The sequence below is a fragment of the Streptomyces sp. NPDC048254 genome, assembly GCF_043201895.1.
GTDB lineage: Bacteria > Actinomycetota > Actinomycetes > Streptomycetales > Streptomycetaceae > Streptomyces.
Genome location: NZ_JBICZJ010000001.1, coordinates 16,945 through 39,882, shown reverse-complemented (window position 1 = coordinate 39,882; position 22,938 = coordinate 16,945). Strand labels below are relative to the sequence as shown.

16 protein-coding genes are annotated in these 22,938 nt (G+C 71.3%); 7 read left to right on the top strand and 9 right to left on the bottom strand.

What is annotated here, in order from left to right; genetic code table 11:
• Window positions 1-10: 10 nt before the first annotated feature.
• Complete coding sequence (locus ACGFZQ_RS00155; protein ID WP_393838469.1) at window positions 11-1,612, top strand: hypothetical protein; 1,602 nt, start codon at window positions 11-13, stop codon at window positions 1,610-1,612.
• Here the strand turns inward: ACGFZQ_RS00155 and ACGFZQ_RS00150 are convergent.
• Window positions 1,599-2,015, bottom strand: coding sequence for an organic hydroperoxide resistance protein (locus tag ACGFZQ_RS00150; RefSeq protein ID WP_351746699.1), 417 nt, complete (start codon window positions 2,013-2,015; stop codon window positions 1,599-1,601). The genes ACGFZQ_RS00155 and ACGFZQ_RS00150 overlap by 14 nt on opposite strands.
• Window positions 2,016-2,140: 125 nt before the next feature.
• On the opposite strand from ACGFZQ_RS00150, the gene ACGFZQ_RS00145 reads away from it, so the two are divergent.
• On the top strand, window positions 2,141-2,623 hold the full coding sequence (locus ACGFZQ_RS00145) for a MarR family winged helix-turn-helix transcriptional regulator (protein ID WP_393838468.1): 483 nt from the start codon (window positions 2,141-2,143) through the stop codon (window positions 2,621-2,623).
• A 2-nt stretch (window positions 2,624-2,625) separates the two neighbouring features.
• Here ACGFZQ_RS00145 and ACGFZQ_RS00140 read toward each other — a convergent pair whose 3' ends face one another.
• A complete protein-coding gene (locus ACGFZQ_RS00140) occupies window positions 2,626-4,197 on the bottom strand; it encodes a hypothetical protein (RefSeq protein ID WP_393838467.1) in 1,572 nt (523 codons plus the stop codon).
• 412 nt (window positions 4,198-4,609) lie between these two features.
• Between ACGFZQ_RS00140 and ACGFZQ_RS00135 the strand changes: the two genes are divergently transcribed.
• The gene (locus ACGFZQ_RS00135; RefSeq protein ID WP_393839212.1) at window positions 4,610-5,827 is read left to right on the top strand and encodes a glycosyltransferase 87 family protein; all 1,218 of its coding nucleotides are present in this window, start codon (window positions 4,610-4,612) and stop codon (window positions 5,825-5,827) included.
• Window positions 5,828-5,866: 39 nt separating this feature from the next.
• Window positions 5,867-6,847, top strand: a complete 981-nt coding sequence (gene galE / locus ACGFZQ_RS00130; RefSeq protein ID WP_351746694.1) for a UDP-glucose 4-epimerase GalE — start codon at window positions 5,867-5,869, stop codon at window positions 6,845-6,847.
• A 764-nt stretch (window positions 6,848-7,611) separates the two neighbouring features.
• Here galE and ACGFZQ_RS00125 read toward each other — a convergent pair.
• From ACGFZQ_RS00125 to ACGFZQ_RS00115, 3 genes are all read right to left on the bottom strand, one after another.
• Entirely contained in the window at window positions 7,612-8,535 is a 924-nt protein-coding gene (locus ACGFZQ_RS00125; protein WP_393838466.1) for an RNA polymerase sigma-70 factor, read from the bottom strand.
• Between the two features lie 70 nt (window positions 8,536-8,605).
• Complete coding sequence (locus ACGFZQ_RS00120; protein WP_393838465.1) at window positions 8,606-8,983, bottom strand: DoxX family protein; 378 nt, start codon at window positions 8,981-8,983, stop codon at window positions 8,606-8,608.
• Between the two features lie 80 nt (window positions 8,984-9,063).
• The gene (locus tag ACGFZQ_RS00115; protein WP_351701481.1) at window positions 9,064-9,690 is read right to left on the bottom strand and encodes a TetR/AcrR family transcriptional regulator; all 627 of its coding nucleotides are present in this window, start codon (window positions 9,688-9,690) and stop codon (window positions 9,064-9,066) included.
• A 360-nt stretch (window positions 9,691-10,050) separates the two neighbouring features.
• Between ACGFZQ_RS00115 and ACGFZQ_RS00110 the strand changes: the two genes are divergently transcribed.
• Both ACGFZQ_RS00110 and ACGFZQ_RS00105 read left to right on the top strand, forming a co-directional pair.
• Entirely contained in the window at window positions 10,051-10,968 is a 918-nt protein-coding gene (locus ACGFZQ_RS00110) for an ABC transporter permease (protein ID WP_351701484.1), read from the top strand.
• Complete coding sequence (locus tag ACGFZQ_RS00105) at window positions 10,961-11,836, top strand: ABC transporter ATP-binding protein (protein ID WP_393838464.1); 876 nt, start codon at window positions 10,961-10,963, stop codon at window positions 11,834-11,836. Before ACGFZQ_RS00110 ends, ACGFZQ_RS00105 begins: the two co-directional genes overlap by 8 nt.
• 74 nt (window positions 11,837-11,910) lie before the next feature.
• Here the strand turns inward: ACGFZQ_RS00105 and ACGFZQ_RS00100 are convergent, their stop codons facing one another.
• The 3 genes from ACGFZQ_RS00100 to ACGFZQ_RS00090 all read right to left on the bottom strand — a co-directional run bounded on the left by ACGFZQ_RS00100 (window position 11,911) and on the right by ACGFZQ_RS00090 (window position 18,570).
• Window positions 11,911-16,848 (bottom strand): NAD-glutamate dehydrogenase, encoded by a 4,938-nt coding sequence (locus ACGFZQ_RS00100; RefSeq protein WP_393838463.1) that lies wholly within the window; start codon window positions 16,846-16,848, stop codon window positions 11,911-11,913.
• 449 nt (window positions 16,849-17,297) lie between these two features.
• The gene (locus tag ACGFZQ_RS00095; protein ID WP_393838462.1) at window positions 17,298-17,963 is read right to left on the bottom strand and encodes an HAD family hydrolase; all 666 of its coding nucleotides are present in this window, start codon (window positions 17,961-17,963) and stop codon (window positions 17,298-17,300) included.
• Between the two features lie 91 nt (window positions 17,964-18,054).
• The gene (locus ACGFZQ_RS00090) at window positions 18,055-18,570 is read right to left on the bottom strand and encodes a DUF6912 family protein (RefSeq protein ID WP_351746674.1); all 516 of its coding nucleotides are present in this window, start codon (window positions 18,568-18,570) and stop codon (window positions 18,055-18,057) included.
• A 327-nt stretch (window positions 18,571-18,897) separates the two neighbouring features.
• Here ACGFZQ_RS00090 and ACGFZQ_RS00085 point away from each other — a divergent pair, with 327 nt between their 5' ends.
• Window positions 18,898-19,359, top strand: coding sequence for an Rv3235 family protein (locus ACGFZQ_RS00085; protein WP_393838461.1), 462 nt, complete (start codon window positions 18,898-18,900; stop codon window positions 19,357-19,359).
• Window positions 19,360-19,864: 505 nt separating this feature from the next.
• Here the strand turns inward: ACGFZQ_RS00085 and secA are convergent.
• A complete protein-coding gene (secA, locus tag ACGFZQ_RS00080) occupies window positions 19,865-22,711 on the bottom strand; it encodes a preprotein translocase subunit SecA (RefSeq protein WP_351746669.1) in 2,847 nt (948 codons plus the stop codon).
• Between the last annotated feature and the right edge of the window lie 227 nt (window positions 22,712-22,938).

Genomic DNA, 22,938 nt, shown 5'->3' with positions numbered 1-22,938 from the left:
GTCCTCTCCGGTGAGCACCGGCGCCCTGGTCCGGCGCGCCGCGCGCGGCTCCACCGCTCTGCGCGGCGGCCGCGCCCGGAGACTCACCCCGTACCAGCTCTCCGGCCTGCTGTTCTGGCTGGTGATGACCCTGGCGTACTGGCGGGTGCCGCCGTGCTGCGAGGCCGGACAGCACGCGGCGGCGGTGGAGCGGCTGCTGCGGGCGGGCCTGGCGGACGCCGCCGCGTCCCCGTACGTGCTGGCCCAGGACACGCTGGCACGGCTGACCGGGCTCAGCGGCTGGCAGCTGCTGCGGGTGTGCGGCCCGCTGAACCTGCTGGTGCTGCTGACCGGCCTCGGCCGACTGGTCCGCGTGCTCTCCCCGCGCCCCTGGGCACCGGTGCTGGCACTGGCCTTCATGTCCGTGCTGTGGGGCACCCGGCCGGGGTCGGGCGGCGGTTCGCTGGCCCTGCTGCCGCTGACCGGCAGCCTCGGCTACCCGTCCGCGTTCGCCCTCGGTCTCACCCTCTGGGCCTGGGCCCTGACCGGCGCCCGGGCCCGCGATCTGCGCCGGGTGCGCTATGTCGGCCCGAGCGGCCTGCGCAGCCTCTCCGGATTCGCGGCGCTCGGGGTGCTGTACGGGGTGGTGGCCCTGGTCGACCCGGTGCTCGGCGTGGCGGCGGCGGCCGGGGCGGTGGCGTTCGCGGCGGGGTGGCAGCGGGGGTGGCGGGGCGCGGTGTGGGGGCGGTGGGGGCTGACGGGCGCGGCGGCGGCCGGGGTGATCGCCTTCGGGACACATGCGCGCGTGCTGCCACAGGCCTACGGGGCGTACGAGGCCGTCGGGGGCTTCGGCGGCTTCGGGGGCTTCGGGGGCTTCGGGGGCTTCGGCGGCTTCGGCGGCTTCGGCGGCTTCGGCGGCTTCGGCGGGATGGTCGGGCAGTGCTGGCTGGCGTTGCTCGGGGTGCCGGCGCTGTGGGTGCGGGCTCGGCGCACGGCCGGGCAGGCGCCGCGACGGGCGGACCGGCAGACGGATCGGCAGGGATGTCTGGTTGCGGGACGGACCGCGGCTTGGCGTGATCCGCTCGTACTGCTGTTCGTCCTGGAGGCCCTGCTGGCGGGGTACGGCGTCCGCCACGGCTTCGGCGAACTGCTCGGCCCCGCCCTTCTGGCGCCGCAGTGCGCGCTCGCGGTGGAGCTGGCGGCCGAGCGGCGCTGGCCGGGCCGGCGGCGGACGCTGGGGTGGGCCGCCGCGGGCGGGGCCTGCCTGGGCTTCCTGACCGCGCAGGCCGGGGCGGTCGTACCGCGCTCACTGGACCCGGTCGGCTTCGTCCAGCCGCCGCGCTGGCCGTCGTACGACTGGGCGGCCCGGCATATCGGCGCCGGGGAACCGGTGGTCACGGACGCCTACTACGCCGTACGCCTGCTTCCTGGATACGGCATCGAACTGGCCGACGCCCACGACCACCGCCCCCGGGTGCGCTGGCTGCTGCTGACGCGGCGCGAGCGGCTGCCCGGAGATGCGGTGGTCGTGGACTGGAGCCGGCGGACCGGGGAGGTGCTCGCGCGGCTCACCCGGACGAGGGACGTACCGGTGGCCGCCCGGCCGACTGCCCGGCTGACTACTCGACGATGAGCTCGACCGGGATGTTGCCCCGGGTGGCCTTGGAGTAGGGGCAGTAGTCGTGGGCCTGGTGGACGAGCTTCTCGCCGGTCTCGTTGGAGAGCTCCTCGGGCAGCTCGACGCGCAGGGTGACCTTGAGCGCGAAGCCGCCGTCGGACTCGTCCTTGCCGATGCCGACCTCGGCGGTGACGGAGATCTCGCCGGTGTCCACCTTGGCCTGGCGGCCGATGGCGCCGAGGGCGCTGGCGAAACAGGCGGCGTAACCGGCGGCGAAGAGCTGCTCGGGGTTGGTGCCCTGGCCGTTGCCGCCGAGAGCCGGCGGGAACGCCAGCGCGAGGTCCAGCTGCCCGTCCGAGCTGACCGCCCGTCCCTCCCGGCCGGTGGCGGTGGCGGCTGCGGTGTAGAGCGCGTCCATGGAAAACCATCCCTCTCGAAGTTTTGTGTTCCGGCGGCTCCGTTCCTGCCGCCCTCACGACGACAAGTAGAGCACACAATTCAATTGTGCACAACTAAATGACTCGCAAGAGGTACGATCGAGCCATGACCGCGACGACCCCTACCCCCGCCCCCGAGGCAGAGTGGCTGCGCCTGGACCGCCAGATCTGCTTCTCCCTGCACGCCGCGTCCCGCGCCTTCAACAGCGTCTACCGCGTGATCCTCAAGGACCTCGGGCTCACCTACCCGCAGTACCTGGTGATGCTGGTGCTGTGGGAACAGGGCGACCTGCCGGTCAAGAAGCTCGGCGAACACCTGCGCCTGGACTCCGGCACGCTGTCACCCCTGCTCAAGCGCCTGGAGACGGCGGGCCTGGTCCACCGGCAGCGCAGCGCCCGCGACGAACGCTCGGTGGAGGTACGGCTGACGGAACAGGGCGCCGAACTGCGGGAGCGGGCCTTCGAGGTACCGCGCAGGATCATGTCCGCGACCGGCTTCGACGTGGACGAGATACGGGATCTGAAGGCACGCCTGGACCAGCTGACGGGGGCGTTGGACACGGCGGCCTCGGAGGAAGGGGCGCGCTGAACTCAGCCCGACCCGCCCCGAATCGGCCGCACATACAGCCGCAGCGCGATCCGGTCGATCACCATCTCCTCCCGCAGCACGAACTGCTGGTTCAGCACGGCGAGTTTGGCCCGCTCCGTGGCGAGCCGCGGCCGGTACCCGCTCACCAGCGCGTACTTCTCCATCACCGCCCACACCTCGTCCACCCCCGCGAGCCGCCGTCGCAGCGTCCCCGCCCCGACCTCGCTCCCGTACAACGTCCCGGACACCGAGGCCGGTTCGGCCAGTGCGACGTCCCGCGTGCCCTTGAAATCGGCGGGATAGGCCAGCTCCGTCCCCCGCGCATGGGCCGGCAGGTACAGCACGGGGTCACCCGGCCGCAACGCACGCGCCGCCGCCTCCGCGACCGCGCCGAGGTCATCGGGCCGGGTGGTCGGCACCCGGTCCTGCCGCAGCAGCGGCACCTGGTGGGTGAAGGCGAGGACGAGCGCCAGGACCCCGGCCAGGGTGAGCGCGGGCGACCTGGGCGTGGTCGCCGAGCCGTGCGACCAGAGCCGGCCGAGCACCCCGGCGACCCGGTCCGCACCGAGCGCCACCAGCAGGGGCGCCCCGGTGAGCGCGTACAGCACATACCGGTCGACGTACAGCGGTGTGAGCTGCGAGGCCAGCATCAACGCCACCGGTGGCAGCACCGCGAGCGGCAGCGCGACCGCCGCGAGGGTCACCTCGCCGCGCCGGCCCACCAGCCGGGTCAGCCCCAGCAGACCGAGCGCGAGGCATGCCCAGTACACCCCGTCGGTCGGTCCGAGGTACTGGCGCAGCAACTCCTGCGCGGTCTCCAGGTCCGGCTCCCGCAGCCACGCCAGCTGGGCCGACTGCGCGTGCGAGACGACGACCATCGGCAGCAGCGACAGCACCACGCCCCCGGCCGCGCAGCCCCACCCCCGCCACACCCTTCCCGACGAACGGGCCAGCGCCAGGGTTCCCGCGTGCGCGAGCAGCAGCAGGACCGCGAACTCGTGCAGCCAGCAGGTGACTCCGAGGACGGCGCCGTACCACCACCAGGCCCGCCGCCCACCTCCGGTCCCGCTCCCGGTCTCGCCCCCGGTCCCGTCTTCGGCCTCCCCTCGGGTCTCGCCTCCGGTCTCCCTTTCGGTCTCCCTTTCGTCCGCCGCCCGTACGAACAGCAGGGTCGCGCCGGTCGCACCGGCGGCGACCAGGGCGTAGGAGCGGCCCTCCTGCGCGTAGTGGCCGACCAGCGGGGTGACCGCGTACATCAGTCCGGCCCACAGGCCGACGCGCGGCCGGCCCAGGCGGGTGCCGAGGACGGCCACCAGGCCCGCGGTGGCGGCCGCCGCGCACACCGAGGGCAGCCGGAGGTCGACCTCGCCCGGCCGGCCCGGCGCGACGGCGAGGACGACGTGCATCAGCAGGTAGTACAGGCCGTGCACCGCGTCCACGCCGTGCAGCAGCCGCCAGATCTGCGGCACCGTGCGCCGGGCGACCTGGTAGGTGACGGCCTCGTCGCGCCACATCCCGCCGCGGTGCAGCCCCCAGAGGCCGACCGCGAGCATCACCGCGGCCGGGACGGCCACGACGACGGCACGGCGCGCGCGGCCCGGCGGCCCGTCGGACGGTCCCCCCAACGGCTTCGGCCGACTCGACGGAGTCGGCCGGCCGGTTGTCGTCGTTCGCGTCGTCCGCGGATGCGCTTTTACGAGAGGCCCGATACTCACCACGGCCCGATCTTTTGCGATTAGCCAACCTTTGCCGGGTATTGACGGCGTATCGGCATGGATACACCATCCGCGCGGCTTACGCTCGCGGTTGATGAATCGCCGCTCGTACTTCCCGCTTCCACGGGCCCCGTTCGCCCCACCTGTTCGACTCCCGCGCCTGCGGCGCCCCGCGCGCACCGCACACCCCCCGCGCTCGCCGCGCCTCGCGCGCCCCCTCTGGCTCGCCGGTGTCTGGCTCGTCGGTGTCTGGCTCGCCACGCGCGCGTCGATGCTGTGGCTCCTCGCCCACAACAACGAGCGACTCCTGGGACACGGAGCGGTCGCGCGCGAAGTGTGGCGGCTGTACTTCCACTGGTACGGCGTTCTGTCGCACGGCGCGTTCCCGGCGCACGACACGTTGTGGCAGTACCCGCCGGGCGCCGGCGCGGTGTTGCTCGCGCCGGGGCTGGTGCCCGGGCCGAGCTACTTCCAGGCGTTCGTGGCACTCACCCTGGCGACCGACGCGCTGATCACGACGGCGCTCGCACGCGCGGGCACGCGCCCCGGGCGCACGCTGCTGGGCGCAGCCTTGTGGACCGGCGCCCTCCCCCTCCTGCTGCACCTCCCGCTCGCCCGCTACGACGTGGAGGTCACCGCCTTCGCCGTGCTCTCCCTGCTGGCGCTGGGGCGCGCCACGCGCGCGTGCGGAGCGCTCGCGGCCCTCGGCGCGCTGGTGAAGGTGTGGCCCGCGCTGGTGCTGCTGGGCGTCGAGCGCGGCCGTCCGACGCGCACGGCGTGGACCTGGGCGGCCGTGACCGGGGCCGCGACCCTCGCCGCGTTCCTGCTCTCCTTCCGCAACCCGCTCGCCTTTCTCCGTCAGCAGGGCGGCCGGGGTGTGCAGGTCGAGTCCCTCGGCGGCACCGCCCTCAGCCTCGCCCGGCACGCCGGCTGGCGGGGCACGACCCGCTACCAGTACGGCGCGATGGAGCTGGTCGGCCCGCATGTGCACGCGGTCGCGACGGTCTCCCTCGCGCTCACCGTCGTCGCCTTCGCGCTCCTGGTGCTGTGGCGGGTACGGGCCCGGCACTGGACCGAGGCCACCCCGTACGACGCGGCGCTGAGCGCGGTGCTCCTCTTCACCGTCACCAGCCGGGTGATCAGCCCCCAGTACATGATCTGGCTGCTCGGCCTGGCCGCCGTCTGCCTGACCTCGCGGCACACCACCCAGCGCCCGGTCGCCGCGCTGATCGTGACGGCGACCGCGCTCAGCGCCGTCGCCTACCCCACGTTCTACGCCGAGGTCGTGCACGGCACCTGGACCGGCTGTCTGCTGATGCTCGCCCGCAACGGCCTGCTGGCCACCGCCGCCGTCCTCTCCCTGACCCGCCTGTGGCGTGCCACGCGCCGCCCGGCGGACCCCGTCCGCACCTCCCTGGGCGCGGGAAGTCACCTCGGCCGTCCGCTGATGTCGGCGGCACCTGCTTCACTGAAGGTCGACCGCGGCTGACGAACACCACGGGCCAACTGACGGAGGGGACGGGCATACATGACGTGGCTCATCACCGGCGGCGCCGGTTACATCGGGGCGCATGTCGTACGCGCGATGACCGAGGCGGGCGAGCGGACGGTGGTGTACGACGACCTGTCCACCGGCGTCGCCGAGCGCGTGCCGGAGGAGGTCCCCCTGGTGGTGGGCTCCACGCTGGACGGCGAGAAGGTGGCGCGCGCCCTGGCCGAGCACGAGGTGACCGGGGTCGTCCACCTGGCGGCGAAGAAGCAGGTGGGCGAGTCGGTGGACCGTCCCCTGCACTACTACCGGGAGAACGTGGAAGGCCTGCGCGTCCTGCTCCAGGCGGTGACGGAGGCGGGGGTCCCGTCCTTCGTGTTCTCCTCCTCCGCGGCGGTCTACGGCATGCCGGACGTCGAGCTGGTGACGGAGGACACGCCGTGCGTGCCGATGTCGCCGTACGGCGAGACGAAGCTGGCGGGTGAGTGGCTGGTCCGGGCGACGGGCCGGGCGACCGGTCTCTCGACGGCCTGCCTGCGCTACTTCAACGTGGCCGGCGCGGCCCGCCCCGAACTCGCCGACGTGGGAGTCTTCAACCTCGTCCCCATGGTCTTCGAGAAGCTCACGGAGGGTGCCCCGCCGCGCGTCTTCGGCGACGACTACCCGACGCCCGACGGCACCTGTGTCCGTGACTACATCCACGTGGTGGACCTGGCCGAGGCCCATGTGGCGGCGGCCCGCGCCCTCCAGGCCGAGCCGGGCCGCGAACTGACCCTCAACATCGGCCGCGGGGAGGGCGTCTCGGTCCGCGAGATGATCGACCGCATCAACGCGGTCACCGGCTACGACCGCCCCCCGACCGTCACCCCGCGCCGCCCCGGCGACCCGGCCCGCGTGGTCGCCTCCGCCGACCGCATCTCCACAGAGCTGGGCTGGAAGGCCAAACACGACGTCCAGGACATGATCACCTCAGCCTGGGAGGGCTGGGTACGCCTGCACCCACAGGCAACCCGAACCTGACCCACACCCCCGCCACCGCGAATACGCCCCGCCACCCGGGATCCGCCTTGCCGCCCGGGTCCGCCCGACGCCCGAATCCGTCCTCTGCCCCGGATCCGCCTTGCCGCCCCGGATCCGCCCTCCACCCGGGATCCGCCTTGCCGCCCCGGGTCCGCCCGACGCCCGAATCCGCCCTCTGCCCCGGATCCGCCTGCCACCCGGGGTCCGCCCGCGCCCCCGGGGCCGCCGCCAGCCCGGATCCACCCGGCAGCAGGGAGCCAGCCGCCACCTCGGGTCCGCCCGCCAGCCCGGATCCACCCGGCAGCAGGGAGCCGGCCGCCACCTCGGGTCCGCCCGCCAGCCCGGATCCACCCGGCAGCAGGGAGCCGGCCGGCAGCCGCCGCCACGCCCATCGGCCGGTAGCAGAGACGCCCCCCGCCCGAAGGCGGACGCGCCCCCGGCCGGCACCCCGGCCCCACGGCCGAGTCGAACGGCGCCGTGTAGCGCGTATCTCAGCGCTGTGTGGCCGTATCTCGGCGCCGCGGGCCGGGGTCTCGGCGCCTCGGTCCGGGGTCTCGGCGCCTCGGTCCGGGGCCTCGGCTCCGCGGCCGAGTCCAACGGCGCCATGTGGCGCGTGTCTCGGCGCCGTGTGGCGCGTGTCTCGGCGCCATGTGGCGCGTGTCTCGGCGCCGTGTGGCGCGTGTCTCGGCGCCATGTGGCGCGTGTCTCGGCGCCGCAGTCCGGGGTCTCAGCCCCGCGGGCCGGGTGCCGCGGGCGAGGGGTGGTCAGTCCACGGGCCGACGGGCTCGTTTGAGCTCCTCCGAGATGGCCCAGGCGTCCGCCACCGGGCCCACGTGGGTGAGCTTGTCGGGGTTGAGGACCAGGCGGATCGCCTGGATCCGGCCGTCGAGGATGTCCAGGGAGAAGGTCTGGAGGACCTTGCCGTCGCGGTCGTGGAAGATCGCGCCCGGCTGGCCGTTGACCTCGTGCTGCTCACAGCTCACCTCGACCCGGTCCAGCACCGGGAAGACGGCCGCGAGAAGGCGGGCCACGTTCTGGGCGCCGATGACCGTCCGGGCCAGCTGCGGGGCCTTGCCGCCGCCGTCGCCGACCAGGGACACATCGGCGGCGAGCAGATCCCGCAGGCCGGCCAGGTCGCCCTCGTGGAGGGCCTCGAAGAAACGTGACGCCAGTTCGTCCCGTTCCCTCCGGTCCGCCTCGAAGCGGGGGCGGCCCTCGGCCATGTGGCGCCGGGCCCGTACCGCGAGCTGGCGGCACGCGGCCTCCGAGCGGCCCACCGCCGACGCGACCTCGGGGAAGCCGAAGTCGAACACCTCGCGCAGCACGAAGACGGCCCGCTCCAGCGAGCTGAGCCGCTCCAGAAGCAGCAGCGCCGCCATCGACACCGAGTCGGCCAGCTCAGCCGACCGCGCCGGATCCTCGTAGGGATCGGCGAGCAGCGGCTCGGGGAACCACGGGCCGACGTACTCCTCTCGCCGGACGCGGGCCGAACGCAGTACGTCGATCGAGATCCGGGTGACCGCGGCCGACAGGAACGCCTTCGGCGACCTGACCTCCGTCGGCGAGCCCTCGAACCGCAGCCAGCTCTCCTGGACCGCGTCCTCCGCCTCGCTGACGCTGCCCAGGATCCGGTACGCGATCGAGAACAGCAGCGGCCGCAGCTCCTGGAACTCCTCGGTCCTGTTCATGTCCACTCCCCCATTTCCCCGTGTCCCCCTTCTCCCCCGGCTCCCCCTCCGACATCCATGAACCGGCCGCTCAGAAGGACGCGGGGCCGAACCGGCCCACCGCGACGACCAGCGCGAGCACGAGGTAGACGAGGTTCAGCGCCACGAACGCGGTCTCGCCGCGCCGGCCGTGGGTGATCATCGCACCGGTCATCAGCAGGACCCAGGCGGCGGCCGTCACGGGCACCAGCACCGGTGCGACACCGACGACCGCGGGCAGGACCAGGCCCACCGCGGCCAGGAGCTCCAGCACGCCGAGCGTCTTGACGAAGCCGGCGCCCGCGTCCCCCGTCCAGCCTCCGCCGTGGGCCGCGGCCAGCTTCTCCCGGGGTACGAACGTCTTGCTGATCCCACCGGTCAGGGCCACCGCGGCGAGCAGTCCGGCGGCGATCCACAGGGCGAGGTTCATCGTCCACTCCTTGATCGAGGATGCCTGCGCCCTCTACGACGAGACGGCGGCCCCGCCTGTGACATCCCCGGCGGAGTGGTTCACAGCGCCTTGAGCGCCTCCGTGGTGCCACGGGCCAGCGCCGCCAGATACCCCTTCGGCAGCTTCGGGGTGCGGATCACCACCGAACGCCAGTACAGCGGGCCGGAGATCAGGTCCATGGCCAGGTCGTCGTCGAGGTTCGCGGCGAGTTCGCCGCGCCGCTGGGCCGCCTCGATGATCTTGCTGGCGACGCCGTCCTGGCCCTCGCGCAGCGTCTTCTGCATGGCCTCGGCGATCTCCGGGTTGCGGGCCGCCTCGGCCTGGAGGTCCGGGATGATCTGCGAGGCGACCGGGTGCCGCAGCGCACGGGAGGTGACCTCGTACAGGAGCCGCAGGTCGCCCTCCAGGGAGCCGGTGTCGGGCACCGGCAGGCCCAGCACCGCGAGGGCCGAGACGACGTCGAGGACGAGGTGCAGCTTGGAGCGCCAGCGGCGGTAGACGGCGGTCTTGCCGACACCCGCGCGGCGGGCGATGCCCTCGATGGACATCCGGGCGTACCCGACCGCCGCGAGTTCCTCGAAGACGGCGGCCCGGATGGCCTCGGTCACGTCCTCGCGGAGGACGGCCGCCCCGGCGGGGGCTCGTCGGCGCGGACGCGTCTGGGACTCCTCGGCGTTCGTCGTCATGTCACCCAGCATAGGGGCGTAACGACGAAACGGTTGCGTCCCGACGAGGCTCACCACCCGATCGCCGCAACAGAGCCGCGCTGAACGACTCCCAGCTCACCGCCGTACCGAACACGAGCACGGCCCGTCCCCCGGCAACGAATCGGTCGCGCCCCGACCTCGGAAGTGTTACGGCGCACACCAGTCCGTGACGACGAAACGGTTGCGTTCCGACGCCAACTCGGCCTACGCTCCCGTTGCGACGATACGGTCCCGTCCCGACGTAAGAAAACGCGAAGAGAAGCGTAAGGAAACATCGGATGACGGGACCGGTGCCCAGCCGGACGCCGCACCCCCACCCCCCGAGTGAAAGCAGCGGATGTGACCCAGGTTCTCCACACACCGCCCCCGACCCCGGTCACGGCCGAGGACGACCTCGCGGCACTCGCCGCCCGGCACGGACTCTCGGTCAGCGGCGCCCGCCCCACCCTGCCGGCGTACGTCCGCCAGCTGTGGGCGCGGCGGCACTTCATCACCGCGTTCGCCACCGCCAAGCTCACCGCCCAGTACGCGCAGGCGAAGCTCGGCCAGGTCTGGCAGGTCATGACCCCGCTGCTGAACGCGGCGGTGTACTACTTCATCTTCGGTGTTCTGCTGCACACCAAGAAGGGCGTGCCGGACTACATCCCGTTCCTGGTCACGGGCGTGTTCATCTGGACGTTCACGTCGAGCTCGATCATGACCGGCACCCGTGCGATCGCCGGCAACCTCGGACTCGTCCGCGCCCTGCACTTCCCGCGCGCCGCGCTCCCGATCTCCTTCTGCCTCCAGCAGCTCCAGCAGCTGCTGTTCTCGATGGCCGCCCTGGTCGTGATCCTGCTCTGCTTCGGCGTTCCGGTGGCCGCTTCCTGGGTGCTGGCCGTCCCGGCGCTGGTCCTGCAGTTCACCTTCAACACCGGCATGTCGCTGATCATGGCCCGCTGGGGCGCCAAGACCCCGGACATCTCCCAGCTGATGCCGTTCGTGCTGCGTACCTGGATGTACATCTCCGGCGTCATGTGGAACATCGACAAGCTGACCGGCGAGCACAGCGGTCTGCCGAGCTGGGTGAACCCGGTACTCAAGGCCAACCCGGCCGCCGTCTACATCGACCTGATGCGCTTCGCCCTGATCGACAGCTTCCACGCCGGCCAGCTGCCGCCGCACGTGTGGGTCATCGCGACCGGCTGGGCCCTGGTCGTCGGCGTCGGCGGCTTCATCTACTTCTGGAAGGCTGAGGAGACGTACGGCCGTGGCTGAGAACGTAAGCGACACCCGCATCCCCACCGTCGTCGCCGACGGCGTCGACATCGTCTACCGGGTCAACGGCACCGGCGCCGGCCGCGGTTCCGCCACCGCCGCCCTCAACCGCATGCTGCGCCGCAAGCAGAGCGAGAAGGCGGCGGGCGTCCGCAAGGTGCACGCGGTCAGGAACGTCTCCTTCGTCGCCTACAAGGGCGAGGCGATCGGTCTCATCGGCACCAACGGCTCCGGCAAGTCCACCCTCCTCAAGGCCGTCGCCGGCCTGCTGCCGGTGGAGAACGGCGCCATCTACACCGACGGCCAGCCCTCCCTCCTCGGTGTCAACGCGGCCCTGATGGGCGACCTGACCGGCGAGCGCAACGTCTACCTCGGCGGCCTCGCCATGGGCATGACCCGCGAGGAGATCAAGGAGCGCTACCAGGAGATCGTCGACTTCTCCGGCATCAACGAGAAGGGCGACTTCATCACCCTCCCGATGCGCACCTACTCCTCCGGCATGGGTGCCCGGCTGCGGTTCTCCATCGCCGCCGCCAAGGACCACGACGTCCTGCTCATCGACGAGGCGCTGGCCACCGGTGACGCGGCCTTCCGGATGCGTTCCGAGGAGCGCATCCGGGCGCTGCGCGAGCACGCGGGCACGGTGTTCCTGGTCAGCCACAACAACAAGTCCATCCGCGACACCTGCGAGCGGGTGCTGTGGCTGGAGCGCGGAGAGCTGCGCATGGACGGGCCGACCGAGGAGGTCCTCCAGGAGTACGAGGCCTTCACCGGCGACAAGGCGAAGCCCAAACCGAAGCCCAAGCCCAAGCCGAAGGCCGCGCCGCCGCAGCAGGCCGACGCTTCGAAGGTCGCCCAGCCCTCCTGAAGGCAACCGGACAGAAAGGGCGCCCCGAGCCGTCACCGGCCCGGGGCGCCCTTTCTGTCGTACGACTCGTACGACTACGCGTGCGTGCGCAGCAGCGTCCGCATCGTCCGCATGGCCACCGACAGGTTGGCCAGGTCGAACGAGTCCGAGCTGCGGATCTCCTCCAGCGTGGACCGGGCCCGGCCCAGGATGGCGGCGTTCTTCTGCTCCCAGGCCTGGTAGCGCTGCTCCGGCGTCGAGGTGCCGTTGCCCGCGGCGAGCACGTCCGCGGTGAGCATCGCGTGAGCCGCGTACAGGTCCTCGCGGATGGAGGCACGGGCCATCGACTGCCAGCGGTCGGCGCGCGGGAGTTCGATGATGCGGTCCATCAGCTGGGTCACGCCGAGACGGTCGGCGAGGTCGTAGTAGACCTCGGCGACGTCCAGCGGCTCCTTGCCCGTGCGGTCGGCCACCGAGACGATGTCCAGCGCCGGGAAGGCCGAGGAGAAGCCGGCCACCCGGGCCGCCACCTCGTCCGGCACACCGGCCGCGGACAGCTCGTCGTACACGTGCTGGTACCACTCCAGGTCCGCGCCGCGCAGCAGCTTGGGCAGCTGCTGCCAGACCTGTTCGACCCGCTCGGAGAAGAAGTCGACGGTGTCGAGCAGCTCCAGCGGCTGCGGCCGGTTGTTGAGCAGCCAGCGGGTGCCGCGCTCCACCAGACGGCGGGAGTGCAGCCGGATCCGGGTCTGGACGGCCGCGTCGACCTTGTTGTCCAGCTCCTCGACCGCGTCCCACACCGGGGCGGAGCGGAAGATCGCACGCGCCGCGGTCTGCGCCCGGACGATCTCCTCCAGGGAGGCCCCGGTCTCCTCGCGCAGCCGGTGCAGATAGGTCGTACCACCGGTGTTGACCGTGTCGTTGACCAGGACCGTGGTGGTGATCTCGCGGCGCAGCGGGTGGGTGGCGAGCGCGGCGGCGAACCGCTCGCGCAGGGCCGTCGGGAAGTAGGCGTGCAGCAGGCTGCTCAGATACGGGTCGTCCGGCAGCGTGGTCGCCAGCAGCTCGTCGGCGACCGTGATCTTCGTGTACGCCAGCAGGACGGCCGTCTCCGGACCGGTCAGACCCTGTCCGGAGCCGAGGCGCTCGCGGATCTGCCGGTCGGTGGGCAGGAACTCCAGGGCCCGGTCGAGGTGGCCCTCCCTGACCAGGTGGCGGATGAACCGCTGCTGAGCGTGGAGCATGTCCTTGGACTGGGCCAGCGCGTTGGCGATCGCCACGTTCTGCGCGTAGTTGTTGCGCAGCACCAGCGAGCCGACCTCGTCGGTCATCTCGGCGAGCAGCTTGTTGCGCTGCTTGACCGTCATGTCGCCGTCCGCGACCACGCCGTTGAGCAGGATCTTGATGTTCACCTCGTGGTCGGAGGTGTCCACACCCGCGCTGTTGTCGATGGCATCGGTGTTGATCTTGCCGCCCTGGCGGGCGAACTCGATCCGGCCGAGCTGGGTCAGGCCCAGGTTGCCGCCCTCGCCGACGACCTTGACGCGCAGGTCGGCGCCGTCGACGCGGATGGCGTCGTTGGCCTTGTCGCCGACGTCCGCGTTCGACTCGGTCGACGCCTTGACGTAGGTGCCGATGCCGCCGTTCCACAGCAGGTCGACCTGCGCCTTGAGGATCGCCTTCATCAGCTCGGCCGGGGTCAGCTTGGCGACCTTCTCCTCGATGCCGAGGGCCTCGCGGATATGGGCGTTGACCTGGATCGCCTTGGCGCTGCGCGGGAAGATCCCGCCGCCCGCCGAGAGCAGCTCGGTGTTGTAGTCGCCCCAGCTGGAGCGGGGCAGTTCGAACAGCCGGCGGCGCTCGGCGTAGCCCGTGGCCGCGTCCGGGGTGGGGTCGATGAAGATGTGCCGGTGGTCGAACGCGGCGACCAGGCGGATGTGCTCGCTGAGCAGCATCCCGTTGCCGAACACGTCACCGGACATGTCACCGATGCCGACGACGGTGAAGTCCTCGGTCTGGGTGTCGACGCCCAGCTCCCGGAAGTGCCGCTTCACGGACTCCCAGGCGCCGCGCGCGGTGATGCCCATGCCCTTGTGGTCGTAGCCCGCGCTGCCGCCGGAGGCGAAGGCGTCGCCGAGCCAGAAGTTGTAGCTGCCGGCGACCTCGTTGGCGATGTCGGAGAACGTCGCCGTGCCCTTGTCGGCCGCGACCACCAGGTAGGTGTCGTCCTCGTCATGCCGGACCACGTCCTGCGGGGGCACGACCTCGCCGGCCACCATGTTGTCGGTGATGTCGAGCAGCGCCGAGATGAACGTCTTGTAGCTGGCGATGCCCTCGGCCAGCCACGCGTCCCGGTCCTTCGACGGATCCGGCAGCTGCTTGGCGACGAACCCGCCCTTGGCGCCGACCGGCACGATGACGGTGTTCTTGACCATCTGCGCCTTGACCAGGCCGAGGATCTCGGTCCGGAAGTCCTCACGCCGGTCGGACCAGCGCAGACCGCCGCGCGCGACCTTGCCGAAGCGCAGGTGCACACCCTCGACACGCGGCGAGTACACCCAGATCTCGAACGCCGGGCGCGGCGCCGGGAGGTCCGGGATGGCCTGCGGGTCGAACTTCATGGAGACGTACGTGTGCGGGGCGCCCTCGACCGTCTCCTGGAAGAAGTTGGTGCGCAGCGTCGCCTTGATGACGGTCAGGAAGGAGCGCAGGATGCGGTCCTCGTCGAGACTCGCCACCTGGTCGAGCGCCGCGTCCAGCTCCTCCTGGAGGGCGTCGGTGATCTCCAGGCCGGCCTTCTGCCGGTCCGGCGACATCCGCGCCTCGAAGAGCGAGACGAGCAGCCGGGTGGTGTGGACGTTGTGGCGGAGGGTGGTCTCCATGTAGTCCTGGCTGAACGTGGAACCGGCCTGCCGCAGGTACTTGGCGTACGCCCGCAGCACCATCGCCTGCCGCCAGCTCAGCCCGGCGCTCAGCACCAGCGCGTTGAAGCCGTCGTTCTCCGCGAGGCCGGTCCAGGTCGCGGCGAAGGCGTCCTGGAACCGCTCACGGCCGTCGTCGCCCAGGTAGTCGCCGTTGCCGCCGCCCGCCGTCCTCGGCATCCGCATCCCGAAGTCGTAGATCCACGCGGTCGTCCGGTCCGAGCAGCGCAGCTCGTACGGCCGCTCGTCGATCACCTCGACGCCCAGCCGGTTGAGAACCGGCAGCACCGCCGACAGGGAGATCGCGGCGCCCTTGCGGTAGATCTTGAAGCGGCGCTCGTCGGGGGCGGCGCCCACCGGCTCGTAGAGGCTGAGCGCGAAGTCGTTGCCCGGCTCCTCGGTGAGCCGCTCCAGGTGGACCAGGTCGGCGACCGCCGCACGCGGGGTGTGGTCGGCCTTGTAGCCCTCGGGGAAGGAGTTGATGTAGCGGCGCTGCAGCTCGGCCGCGCGCTCTTCGCCGCACTCGGCGTTGAGCGCCTCGGCGAAGCTGTCGGCCCAGGAGCGGGCCGCCTCGACCAGGCGGGCCTCGATGCGGTCCTTGTCGGCGTCGGACAGCTCGGGCAGCTCGGTGCCCTGCGGGACCCGGACGACGAAGTGCAGCCGGGAGAGGATCGACTCGGTGTTCCAGGCCGTGAAGTCGACGCTGGTGCCGCCGAGCTCCTCCTTCAGGATGTCGATGATCCGCAGCCGGACACCCGTGGTATAGCGGTCCCGGGGGAGGTAGACGAGGGCCGAGTAGTAGCGGCCGTACTCGTCCTGGCGCAGGTAGAGGCGGAGCCGCCGGCGTTCCTGCAGGTAGAGGACGCTCGTGACGATCGACTCCAGCTCGGGGACCGGGGTCTGGAACAGCTCGTCACGCGGGAAGGTCTCCATGATCTGGAGCAGGTCGCGGCCGTCGTGGCTGTTGGGCGAGAAGCCGGCCCGGTCGAGCACCGCGTCGACCTTGCGGCGGATGACGGGCACCCGGCGCACCGACTCGGTGTACGCGGCGGACGAGAACAGTCCCAGGAACCGGCGCTCACCGACGACGTTGCCGTCCGCGTCGAACTTCTTGACACCGATGTAGTCCAGGTACGACGGCCGGTGCACGGTCGCCCGGCTGTTCGCCTTGGTCAGGACGAGGAGCTTGTGCTCGCGGGCCTTGGCGCGCGCGTCGGCCGGGAGCCGCTCGAAGGAGGGGCTGACCGGGTGGCCCTCCTCACCGGCGTGGGGCGGGTCGGAGCGCAGGATGCCGAGCCCGGTGCCGGGCACGGCGCCCAGCGAGTCGTCCTCGCGCAGCTGGTACTCGCGGAAGCCGAGGAAGGTGAAGTGGTCGGCGGCCAGCCAGCGCAGCAGCTCCCGGGCCTCCTCGACCTCGGGGCGGGGCAGGTCGCCGGGGACCGGCTCGGCGCCGAGGTCCTCGGCGATACGGACCGCCGCCTCCCGCATCTTCTCCCAGTCCTCGACGGCCTCACGGACGTCGGACAGCACCCGCAGCAGGTCGACGGTGATCTGCTTGAGGTCGGAGAGGTCGGTCTCGCGGTCGATCTCGACGTGGATCCAGGACTCGATGTGCGCGTCGTGCGGCAGTTCCTCGCCGGCGGCCGGTGCGGGCAGCATCTCGATGAGCTTGCCGGTGAGGTCGCGGCGGACGACGAACTGGGGGTGGATGACGACGTGGATGCCGCGCCCCTGCCGGGTCAGCTCATTGGTGACCGAGTCGACGAGGAAGGGCATGTCGTCGGTGACGACCTCCACCACGGTGTGGCTGCAGGTCCACCCGTTCTCCTCGACCGTCGGGGTGTGCACGCGGACGTTCGCGGTGCCCTGCGGACGGGTCTCGGCGAGACGGAAGTGCGAGACGGCTGCGCCGAAGACGTCGACCGGGTCGCGGTCGGCGATGTCCTCTGGCGCGGTGTGCAGGTAGTAGCGCTGAAGGAACGTGAACACGGACTCCTGGTCCGCCGTCCCCGTCGTCCCAGTCGGTAGGTGCCCCCCTGCCGGGCTGTTCTCAGCTACCCGGGCGGCCCGTTCGAGCAGCTCGGCCTTGGCTTCGTCCAGCTTGGTCTGCATTGTCCTCTGGCTCCTGTCGCGCGCCATTGCGTGACGTAGAAGGAAGTGCGGGCTCTTCCCCCTGCGGCTCGACGCCACGGCCGGGGTCTCCGGTCTGCTCCGACGCTATGCCGCAGGGTGAGACGAGCGGGGGGTATTCGGCCATTCTCGACATGCCCCAAGGGTGTGACGTCGCTCTCGGCAACGCCGCTACCAGGGCAGTCCTGGGTGCCCTCCGCCCGCGAAGACCAGCGACCGCCGCCCGGTCACGGAGGTGTTCCGTGTTCACCGGGCGCAGGGCAGGGGCATCGACGCCCCCGCGAACTATCGCGCTGATCACGCCACCAAGGCTATCGCTCCTCACCCGGGGGCCGTCATGAGCCGTATGTGTACAAAACAGGGGGTGGAACTTTGACGTTCTGCACAGCGACGCGGCGCTCGCACCCCCACTCCCCCCACTGCCCCGCCGATCACGCCACCAGCCGCTCCGCCTCCTCGACCGCCTCCGCCAGTGAGTCCACGACCGGCACGCCGACCTCCTCCAGGCTCGCCCTGCCGTGCGACCCCCCGGTGTACAGCACCGCCTTCGCCCCCACAGCCTGCGCAGCCACCGCGTCGTCCGCCGCGTCCCCGATCACCACGGTCCGCCCGGGCCGCACATCCCCCAGCGACCGCAGATGCCGCACCATGTGCTCGGCCTTGCTGCCCCCGGACGGCCCGACCCGCCCCTCGACCCGTATGAAGTGCGGCTCGATGCCGAATCCCCGCACCAGCGGCACGAGTTCGTCATGCGTGTACATGCTCAGCAGCGACTGGCTGCGCCCCGCCGCAATCCACCCCGCCAGCAGTTCGGCGGCTCCGTCGGTCAGCCCGCACAGCCCCCGGTGCTCGGCGTAGTACCGGTGGAAGATCACGTCCATGACCTCCCACTCGGCGTCGGTCGGCAGCCGCCCCATCAGCCGCTCGTAGAACTTCGGCACCGGCACGCAGTACAGCGCCCGGTACTGCTCCAGCGTGATCGGCGCCAGGCCCAGCTCGGCCGATGCCGCGTTCGTCGCCCCGATGATCGCGTCGTTGTCGTGGAACAGCGTCCCGTTCCAGTCCCAGACGATGTGTGCGTTTTCGTGCTTCCCCATGCCAAAAACGCTACCCGCCGCCACTGACAATCAAGACCGCTGACACGTCACCGCAGGTCACAGGCGTCCGGCTGGGCCTCGCCGACCCCGCTCAGCCGCCCAGCCCCACGAGGTTCGGGATCTCCTGCGTCGCGTACCAGAGCAGCTCGTGGTCCTCGGCCCCGTCCACGACGAACTGCGCGTCGTCGTCCCCGCCGTCCGCCGCCGGAAGCGCCCCGGCCGCCGCGGCCACGTCCGCCTCCGCGTCGTCGGAGTCGACGTGCACCGCGGCCGCCTTGGCCAGCGCCACCGTCCCGGTCACCCGCACCTCGCCCAGCGCCGCCGGGTCGAGCCCGCGGTCCGGGTCGGCCGCGGCCGCACCGTCGGGGACGTCCACGGCGACCACGACCCTGCGACGCAGCGCGCCCGGGTCGGCGGCCAGCAGCCGCAGCGAGGCGAGCGCGGCCCGGTTCAGCGCGGCGTACTCCAGTTCCTCTATGTCGTCGGAGAGGTACCACTCGCGCAGCGCGGGCGTGACGGCGTAGGCGACGAACGGACCGGTCCCCAGCTCGCCCGTCTTGTGCGCCTCGGCGAGCCCGGGGAGGGTCAGGGGGACGTAGACGCGCATGGCTGGCCGCTCTCTTCTGGACTCTTCGACTCTGCGTCTCCCGAAGGTCCTGGCGCCTCCCGGAGGGCCTTCAGGATACGTGCGGGCGTCCCCTTTCGAGTCCCGGGCGATGACGTCGGGGGCGTCCACCCGGTGCCCGGCGATTCACCCGGTGCCGCCGCCCGCCCAGAGGGTTTCCCGCACCCCCGATCACTCGGATAGGTGAACATTCCAAGGCCCCCGACACGGACCGGCACCGCCTTGCTGCCACCGTCCCGGCCCCCGTACAAGATCCCCAACCGCAAGTTACCGCCCGGTACCCGCCGGGCCCGCCGAACGGGGATCCCCATGAACAAGGTCATGACCAGGACCGCCCAGCTCCGCCCGGGCACCCGCCCGCCCGGCCGCCGCGACTCCCGCCGTCCCGGCGTGCCCTCCTCCCGCAGGCCGCTGACGCCTCCGGCGGCCCCGCCGAGCCCGCGCCCCACCGACCTCTTCGCGGAGCGTCTGCTGGCCGTCCTCAGCGGCCGCCGCCCCGTCCACTGGATGCTCCGGCACACGGCGGGACCCGCCTACGACGACCTGGCCCGCCTCGCCGAACGCGGTCCCCTGCGTTCCCGCGGCGCCGATCCCGTCGTCCGCGACATCGGCTACTACGTCCCCCGCGCCGGCGCACTGGAGGTCTTCGCCCGCATCGCCGCGGGCGACCAGCTGCGCGCCATGGCCTTCCGCCTGGAACAGGGCCCCGACCTGCGCTGGCGCTGCACAGCAGTGGAACTGGGCGGCCCCCGCGCACCGCGCGGCGACTAGCCCGAGGACCACGCCCCGGGAACCGACGTGCTGGCGGGCGGGCCGGGCCGGGCCTGCGAGGACCCGTCCCCGGGGCTGGGCCTACGCCGGGGCAGCCAACGCCCCCCAGCCGGGGCCACGGGGCTGCCGCGGACCCGTCCCAGGCCCAGGCCCGGCCCCACAAGCCGAAGAGCCGCAGGACCCACACCGCGAGCCGAAGAGCCGCAGGACCCACACCGCGAGCCGAAGACCGCCGAACACCCGCCATCAACCAAAGCCCACCGAACCCGACCTCAATCCGAAGGCCCACCGAACCCCGGCCACGAGCCGACCCCACCGCCCCCGGCCACGAACCGAAAGCCCACCGCACCCCGGCCTCAAGCAGAAGACCCACCGAACCTGGACCCACAGACCAAAGGCCCACACCCCTGGCCCCAACGGAAAGCCCACCGAACCCCCGCCCACAATCCGAAGGGCCGGCCCCCCTTTTCGGGGTGGCCGGCCCTGGTGGGTGCTGTCGGTGCCGTTACTTCCGGCGGCGGCGGCTGCCCTTCGCCTGCTTGCGGCGCTCCGCGCGGGTCAGGCCGTCCGCCTCGGAGCGGGCGGGCTCCTCGTCGTCGTAGTCGAAGTCGCCCTCGACGATGCCGCCCTCGCCGTCCACGGTGGCCGCCGAGAAGTGCATGCCCCGCCGCTGCGGCGCCTCCAGGCCCTTCGCACGGATCTCGGGACGCGAGCCCGCCTGGGCCGGCACCGAGTCCTGGACGCCCTCCGCGACGGCCTCGGCGTCCTCGACCGGGACCTCCTCGACCTGCTGCTCGACCTGGACCTCCAGATTGAACAGGTAGCCGACGGACTCCTCCTTGATGCCGTCCATCATCGCGGTGAACATGTCGAAGCCCTCGCGCTGGTACTCGACCAGCGGGTCCTTCTGGGCCATCGCGCGCAGGCCGATGCCCTCCTGGAGGTAGTCCATCTCGTAGAGGTGCTCGCGCCACTTGCGGTCGAGGACCGAGAGCACGACCCGGCGCTCCAGCTCACGCATGATCTCGGAGCCGAGCTGCGTCTCACGCGACTCGTACTGCTCGTGGATGTCGTCCTTGATGGACTCGGAGATGTACTCGGCGGTCAGACCGGCCCGGTCACCAGCCGCCTCCTCCAGCTCGTCGATGGTCACCTTGACCGGGTAGAGCTGCTTGAAGGCGCCCCACAGACGGTCGAGGTCCCAGTCCTCGGGGAAGCCCTCGGCGGTCTCCGCGCCGATGTACGCGTCGATCGTGTCGTCCATGAAGTGCTGGATCTGCTCCTGCAGGTCCTCACCCTCCAGGACGCGCCGACGCTCGCCGTAGATGACCTCACGCTGGCGGTTGAGCACCTCGTCGTACTTCAGAACGTTCTTACGCGTTTCGAAGTTCTGCTGCTCGACCTGCGACTGCGCGGACGCGATCGCGCGGGTGACCATCTTGTTCTCGATCGGCACATCGTCCGGCACGTTGGCCATCGACATCACGCGCTCGACCATCTGGGCCTTGAACAGGCGCATCAGGTCGTCGCCGAGGGAGAGGTAGAAGCGGGACTCACCGGGGTCGCCCTGACGGCCGGAACGACCGCGCAGCTGGTTGTCGATCCGGCGCGACTCGTGCCGCTCGGTGCCGAGGACGTAGAGGCCGCCGAGATCCTTGACCTCTTCGAACTCGGCCTTCACCGCTCGCTCGGCCTTCTCCAGGGCGGCGGGCAGGGCCTGCGCCCACTCCTCGATGTGCTCCTCGGGGTCGAGGCCGCGCTGGCGCAGCTCCGCCTCGGCGAGGTCGTCCGGGTTGCCGCCGAGCTTGATGTCCGTACCACGGCCGGCCATGTTGGTGGCCACCGTCACGGCACCCTTGCGGCCTGCCTGCGCGACGATCGACGCCTCCCGCTCGTGGTGCTTGGCGTTGAGCACCTCGTGCTGGATGCCGCGCTTGGAGAGCTGCTGCGAGAGGTACTCCGACTTCTCGACGGAGGTCGTGCCGACGAGAATCGGCTGGCCCTTCTCGTGCTTCTCCGCGATGTCGTCGACGACCGCCTCGAACTTGGCGACCTCGGTGCGGTAGATCAGGTCCGACTGGTCCTTGCGGACCATCGGCCGGTTCGTCGGGATCGGGACCACGCCGAGCTTGTAGATCTGGTGGAACTCGGCGGCCTCGGTCATGGCCGTACCGGTCATGCCGGACAGGCCGGGCTGTTCCTTGCCGTTGTGGTCGTGGCGCTTGTAGAGGCGGAAGAAGTTCTGCAGGGTGATCGTGGCGAGGGTCTGGTTCTCGTCCTTGATGTCCACCCCTTCCTTCGCCTCGATCGCCTGGTGCATGCCCTCGTTGTAGCGGCGGCCGGCGAGGATACGGCCGGTGTGCTCGTCGACGATCATGACCTCGCCGTCCATGACGACGTAGTCCTTGTCCTTCTTGAAGAGCTCCTTCGCCTTGATGGCGTTGTTCAGGTAGCCCACCAGAGGCGTGTTCACCGACTCGTAGAGGTTGTCGATGCCCAGCCAGTCCTCGACCTTGGAGACGCCGGACTCGTGGATCGCGACCGTGCGCTTCTTCTCGTCGACCTCGTAGTCGCCGGTCTCCTCGACGCCCTTGAGCGGGTTGCCGGCCTCGCCCTTCTTCAGGCGCAGGACCAGCTTGGCGAAGTCGCCGTACCACTTGGTGGCCTGGTCGGCCGGGCCGGAGATGATCAGCGGCGTACGGGCCTCGTCGACCAGGATGGAGTCGACCTCGTCGACGATGGCGTAGTTGTGGCCGCGCTGGACGAGCTCGTCCTGGGCCCACGCCATGTTGTCGCGCAGGTAGTCGAAGCCGAACTCGTTGTTCGTGCCGTACGTGATGTCCGACGCGTACTGCTCACGGCGCTGGGCCGGCGACATGTTGGCGAGGATGCAGCCGACGCTCAGGCCCAGGAACTTGTGGACGCGGCCCATCATCTCGGAGTCGCGCTCGGCCAGGTAGTCGTTGACCGTGATGAGGTGGACGCCCTTGCCCGACAGCGCGTTGAGGTACGCCGGCAGGGTGCCGACGAGGGTCTTGCCCTCACCGGTCTTCATCTCGGCCACGTAGCCGAGGTGGAGGGCCGCGCCACCCATGATCTGCACGTCGTAGTGACGCTGACCGAGGGCGCGCTTGGCGGCCTCGCGGACGGTGGCGAACGCCTCGGGGAGCAGGTCGTCGAGGCTCTCTCCGTCGGCGTAGCGCTGCTTGTACTCATCGGTGAGGGCCCGCAGCTCGGCGTCGGAGAGGTCGACGAAGTCCTCTTCGATGGAGTTGACCTGGTCCGCGATGCGGTGCAGCTTGCGCAGGATCTTGCCTTCGCCTGCACGCATGATCTTCGAGAGGACGGACACGGGGGTTTGTCTCCTTGCCGGTCGGGCCTGGGACGGTCGGTTTCCATTGGACGTACTGAGCAACGGCCATCGTATGCGAGGACCCGGCCGTGCCGGGAGGCCTGGCGGCCCGACGGCCGTCCGCTGCTTTTCCGAGGGCTCCGCGAGCCCCCTTCGTGTGACTCTTCCGGGTGGGTATTCGGTTGTGCCGGGTGGTGTCGCCAGGTTTTGCCGTTTCATAAAGGACA